Origin of the sequence: Streptomyces purpurogeneiscleroticus, from assembly GCF_020024005.1 — a bacterium.
Classification (GTDB): Bacteria; Actinomycetota; Actinomycetes; order Streptomycetales; family Streptomycetaceae; genus Streptomyces; species Streptomyces purpurogeneiscleroticus.
In genome coordinates this window covers 1-5,069 of the sequence record NZ_NHSG01000013.1, presented here as the reverse complement: position 1 = coordinate 5,069, position 5,069 = coordinate 1, and the positions used below count along the sequence as shown (strand labels likewise).

Below are 5,069 nucleotides of genomic sequence, written 5' to 3'. Positions count from 1 at the left end.
GGCCACACGGCCGCACGGCTCCGGGGGCTGCGCGGGCGGACGGTGCCGGGGGCTGCCCGGTACGGAATGGTGCCGGAGCGGTGCCGGGGGGCGCGCGGCCGGACTCTGTATTGCAATCCGTATGGCAAGGTGCCCCGGAGCCGTGCGGCCGTGTGGCCGTGCGGCGCCGGGGCGGTGCGGCCCCCGTGCAGGTCAGGCCGGGTCCGGGCCCGTGGCGTCGGCCTGGGCGGCCTGGGCCGCCCAGCGGGCCTTCGCCTCGTCGATCTTGCGGCCGAAGTGGACCGAGGCCCACCACAGGGCCGCGAAGACCGCGCCGAGGAAGTACATCGTCGGCACGATCAGCCCGCTCGCGATCAGCGCGATCTGCAGCACCCAGCCGAGCGCCACCCCGCCGGGCCGCGAGATCATGCCGCACAGCAGCAGCGACAGCAGCATCGCGATGCCGCTGACCGTCCAGACCGTGACCGTGGACAGGTCCGAGGTCTGCATGGCCACCAGCCCGGCGAAGCCGATCACGAAGAACTCGCCGATCAGCGTGCTCGCACACAGGGTGCGCATGTCAGTTCCTCCCCATGAGGAGCCGGGCCTCGCCCACCGTGATCACGGAACCGGTGACCAGCACGCCCGCGCCGCTGTACTCGCCCTCTTCCTCGGCCAGCGTGATCGCCGCCTCCAGGGCGTCGTCCAGCCGCGGCTCGACCTGCACCCGCTCGGCACCGAAGACCTCGACGGCCAGGGCGGCCAGCTCGTCCGGATCCATCGAACGGGGCGTGGAGTTCCGCGTCACCACGACCTCGGCGAAGATCGGCTCGAACGCCTCCAGCAGCCCGCGCACGTCCTTGTCCCCACTCGCGCCGACCACGCCCACAAGTCGGCTGAAACCGAACGCCTCGGTCACCGCTTCGGCAGTCGCACGGGCGCCCGCGGGGTTGTGCGCCGCGTCCAGCACCACCGTGGGGCTCCGGCGCACGACCTCCATCCGGCCCGGCGAGGACACCGAGGCGAACGCGGAGCGGATCGTGTCGATGTCCAGCGTGCGGGCGTGCTCCGTGCCGACCCCGAAGAACGCCTCGACGGCGGCGAGCGCGACGGCCGCGTTGTGCGCCTGGTGCGCGCCGTACAGCGGCAGGAAGACCTCGGTGTACTCGCCGCCCAGGCCGCGCAGCGTCAGCAGCTGCCCGCCGACCGCCTGCTCGCGCGCGAGCACCCCGAACTCCATGCCCTCGCGGGCGACGGTGGCGTCCACGTCGACGGCGCGCTTGAGCATCACCGAAGCGGCCTCCACCGGCTGCTGCGCGAGCACGACCGTGGCGTCCTTCTTGATGATCCCGGACTTCTCGCCCGCGATCGCCTCCGTAGTGTCACCGAGCCGGTCGGTGTGATCGAGCGAAATGGGCGTCACGACGGCGACATCACCGTCGATCACATTGGTGGCGTCCCACCGGCCGCCCATCCCCACCTCGACGACCGCGATGTCGACGGGCGCGTCCGCGAAGGCCGCGTACGCCATCCCGGTCATCACCTCGAAGAAGGACAGCCGGTAGTCCTCCCGCGCGTCCACCATCTCCACGTACGGCTTGATGTCCTCGTACGTCTCGATGAACTTCTCGGCGGAGATCGGCGCGCCGTCCAGGCTGATCCGCTCGGTGATCGACTGGACGTGCGGGCTGGTGTAGCGCCCGGTACGCAGGTCGAAGGCGGACAGCAGGGCCTCGATCATGCGGGCCGTGCTGGTCTTGCCGTTGGTACCGGTGATGTGGATCGAACGGTACGAGCGCTGCGGCTCCCCGAGGATGTCCATCAGCGCCGCGATGCGCTGCACCGACGGGTCGAGCTTGGTCTCGCCCCAGCGGGTCGCCAGCTCGGCCTCCACGGCGCGCAGCGCGCGGTCCACCTCGGGGTCCTCGGGGCGCGCCGGCACGTCGCTCGTCGGCGGTCCGGCCTGGGCCCGCAGCGTGCGGCTGCCGGCCTCGATCACCGCGAGGTCGGGGTCGCGGTCGGTCTCGGCCTCGATCATCTCGTCGAAGGCGTCGACCTCCGGACCGGGGATCAGGTCGGGGTCGATCGGATCGGGGTCGTCGTTCTCGGGGCGCTCGCTCACAGCACCAGTCTAGGAGAACGACCGCATTTCCCTCACAGGGCGTACAATTACAATATGTAATTGACCCGGGGCACTTTCTCACCCTCCGCAATCGTTGCCGGAATAAGAGGGAGGAGGAGGCCCCACCCGGCGGCCGCGTTCCCCTCCGGGGGCGCACACGACTCCCCTCGAGGCCCTTGGCCGTCTCCAGGCCCTTGGCCGTCGCTCCTGTGATCTTGACTGATGTCGACTGTCGTTACGTCGTTACTGTGATCCCGTGACCGCTGCCGACACGGGCCAAGGGCCCGACGCCCTGGACCGCCGGATCATCGCCGCCCTGCAGATCGACGGCCGGGCCTCCTGGCGCCGCATCGCCGCCGCGCTCGGCGAGCCGGAGCGCACCGTCGCGCGCCGCGGCCTGCACCTGCTGGGCAGCGGCCAGGTGACGGTCACCGGGCTGGTCGCCCGCGGCGAGACGGCGATCGTGCGGCTGGGCTGCCCGCCCGGTACGGCGCGGGACGCGGCACTGGCGATGGCGGACCGCGCCGGCACGGTCTTCAGCTACGTGCTGTCCGGGCCGCCGGACTGCGTGGCGGAGGTGCAGTGCCCGCCGGGCCGGCTGGCGGCGCTGATGCTCGACGAGGCCCCGGTAGTGCCCGGCCTGACCGCCCAGCACGTCTCCCCCGTCCTGCGGTACTTCCGTACGGTCCACGACTGGCATCCCGGCATCCTGGACGAGGCCGAGACGGCCGCGCTGGCCCGCTTCCCCGCCCGCCCCGAGCAGGCGAGCGCGCCGGCCGAGGAGCTGGGGCCGGAGGAGCGGCGCATCGTGGAGGCGCTGGCCGAGGACGGGCGGCGCACGCACGAGGAGCTGGCCGCGCTGGCCGGGGTGTCCGAGGCGACGGCGCGGCGCCGGGTGGAGGCGCTGACCCGCTCGGGCGCGGTGTCGATACGGGCCGCGGTGGAGCCCGCGCTGCTGGGGCTGCCGGTCGAGGCGCTGCTGTGGATCAGGACCCGGCCGGACGCGGTGGAGGCCGTCGGGCGGCTGCTGACGGAGTCGCCGCTGGTCCGGTACGCGGCAGTGGTGATGGGCGAGCATCAGCTGCTGGTCGATGTCACGCAGCCGTCTATGACGGCGCTGCACGCCTTCCTCACCGAGGGGCCGTGGGTGCGGCACGTGGAGGCGGTCAGCTCGCACCTGGTGGTGGCGGCCCTGAAGCGCAGCGCCACACCGACACCGCTGATGCGGGCACTGCGGGCGGCGGGCTGAGTCCCGGCCCGGAGGCTGCATCCCGGTCCCGGGCTTCCTCGGACACCTGACACCGTCTCGGACCGCTCAGTACGGCTGTAACCGTCACTCACTCCAGTGCGCGGCCATAACCGTCACTTGGTCAATCCAGGCGTCCAGAAGATTCATTCGCGCATAGCTATTGACCACTTCCGGCAGGCGGTCGGAGGATGAGCGCTCATCCAGCCCAGTCCAGGACGGATGGTCAATGACTGACGAGATCACGTACGCGCCCGCCACCGAGCTTGTCGCGAGGATTCGGAAGCGGGAGTTGTCCGCCCGGGAGGTCGTGCAGGCTCACCTCGACCGGATCGAGGACGTTAACGCGCAGGTCAATGCGGTTGTCACGGTCGACCCCGAAGGGGCGCTGAACGCCGCTCGTGATGCTGACGAGCGTCTCGTGCGGGGGCATGAAGTCGGTCCGCTGCACGGGCTGCCGATTGCGTTCAAGGACACCCACCTCACGCGCGGGATGCGCACCACCCACGGCTCGCCGCTCTTCGCCGATCATGTGCCGGACGAGGACGAGCTGCTGGTGGAGAGGATCCAGGCGGCGGGGGCCATCCGGATCGGGAAGACCAACGTGCCGGAGTTCGCGGCCGGTTCGCATACGTTCAACCCGCTCTTCGGGGCCACCCGCAACCCGTACGACCCGACCCGCTCGGCCGGTGGCAGCAGTGGTGGCGCGGCCGCCGCGCTCGCCGCCGGGCTGCACCCGCTCGCCGACGGCAGCGACATGGGCGGGTCGCTGCGGAATCCCGCCTCGTTCTGCAATGTGGTCGGGCTGCGGCCCACCCCCGGCCGGGTGCCGTGCCACCCCGCGAGCGACCCGTGGGACACCCTGGCCGTCGCCGGGCCGATGGGCCGTACCGTCGCGGACGCCGCGCTGCTGCTGTCGGTCATGGCCGGGCCCGACCCGCGCTGCCCGCTCTCCCTGGACATCCCGGGCGCGGTCTTCCGCGCTCCACTGGCGGCGGATCTGCGCGGGCTGCGGGTCGCCTGGACGCCGGACCTGGGCGGGCGGGTGCCGGTCGACCCGGAGGTCACGGCCGTCCTGGAGCCGCAACTGCGGGTCTTCGAGGAGCTGGGCTGCCGGGTCACCGAGGACTGCCCGGACCTCGACGGTGCCGAGGACGTCTTCCGTACGCGGCGGGCGCAGTTGTTCGCCCAAGGGCTCGGTGAGCTCCTCGACACGCACCCCGGCGCCCTCAAGCCCAGCCTGGTGTGGAACATCGAGGAGGGCCGCCGGCTGACCGGCGCCGACCTCGCCCGCGCCACCGCCGCGCATGCCCGTATCCATCTGGCGGCGACGGACTTCTTCTCCCGTTACGACGTGCTGCTCGCGCCCGTCAGCCAGGTGGTGCCCTTCGACGCGGAGCTGGAGTACCCGGCCGTGGTCGCGGGCGAGGAGCAGCACACGTATCTGGACTGGATGCGTTCGGCGTACTTCGTGACCGTGCTGGGGGCGCCCGCGCTGTCCGTGCCGGCCGGGTTCACGCCCGGTGGGCTGCCGGTCGGTCTGCAGGTGGTCGCGGCGCCCCGCGCCGAGCTGACGGCCCTGCGCGCCGCGTACGCCTATGAGGCCGCCACGGGCCACGGCTTGCGCCGTCCGGCCCTCTCCTCGGCCGGCCGCCACCCCGACAGCTGACCTCGCTCTCCCCCACGGCTGACCAGCTCCCTCACGGCTGCCCCTCCCCCACA

General features: G+C 72.2%; 4 protein-coding genes. 2 read left to right on the top strand and 2 right to left on the bottom strand.

Annotation, left to right across the window (positions count from 1 at the left end):
• Nucleotides 1-192: 192 nt before the first annotated feature.
• Nucleotides 193-558: a DUF4233 domain-containing protein gene (locus tag CCS38_RS00370; RefSeq protein ID WP_223731154.1), complete on the bottom strand. Its 366-nt coding sequence runs from the start codon at nt 556-558 to the stop codon at nt 193-195.
• Between the two features lies 1 nt (nt 559).
• Nucleotides 560-2,101: a bifunctional tetrahydrofolate synthase/dihydrofolate synthase gene (folC, locus tag CCS38_RS00365; RefSeq protein WP_223731153.1), complete on the bottom strand. Its 1,542-nt coding sequence runs from the start codon at nt 2,099-2,101 to the stop codon at nt 560-562.
• Between the two features lie 256 nt (nt 2,102-2,357).
• On the opposite strand from folC, the gene CCS38_RS00360 reads away from it, so the two are divergent.
• Together CCS38_RS00360 and CCS38_RS00355 are read left to right on the top strand one after the other, a co-directional pair.
• The gene (locus CCS38_RS00360; protein WP_223731152.1) at nt 2,358-3,350 is read left to right on the top strand and encodes an Lrp/AsnC family transcriptional regulator; all 993 of its coding nucleotides are present in this window, start codon (nt 2,358-2,360) and stop codon (nt 3,348-3,350) included.
• Between the two features lie 226 nt (nt 3,351-3,576).
• On the top strand, nt 3,577-5,016 hold the full coding sequence (locus CCS38_RS00355; protein WP_223731151.1) for an amidase: 1,440 nt from the start codon (nt 3,577-3,579) through the stop codon (nt 5,014-5,016).
• Nucleotides 5,017-5,069 lie beyond the last annotated feature (53 nt).